Genomic DNA, 251 nt, shown 5'->3' on the forward strand with positions numbered 1-251 from the left:
GATCCGCACCGCCAGGGTGTCCCAGCCAAACGGGCGCATCAGCAAGGTGGCAGGCATTTCCTTGAGCACATCCACGAACACTAGAAGCGCTGCGCTCAACGCGCCCGGCAGCAATAACGGCAGATACACTTTGCAAAACAGTCGTGGGCCGCTCACCCCAAGGCTGCGTGCCGCTTCGGGCAAAGACGGACGGATGCGCGCCAGGCTGTTTTCCAGCGGCCCGTAGGCCACCGCCAGGAACCGTACCAGGT

1 protein-coding gene is annotated in these 251 nt (G+C 63.3%); it reads right to left on the bottom strand.

Annotated features, from left to right (window positions below):
* On the bottom strand, nt 1-231 hold a 231-nt coding region (locus AAEY79_RS15830; protein WP_352289600.1), incomplete at its 3' end, for an ABC transporter permease subunit.
* Nucleotides 232-251 lie beyond the last annotated feature (20 nt).

It is taken from the genome of Psychrobacter sp. GW64-MNA-CIBAN-0177, assembly GCF_040309585.1.
Taxonomy (GTDB): domain Bacteria; phylum Pseudomonadota; class Gammaproteobacteria; order Pseudomonadales; family Moraxellaceae; genus Psychrobacter; species Psychrobacter okhotskensis.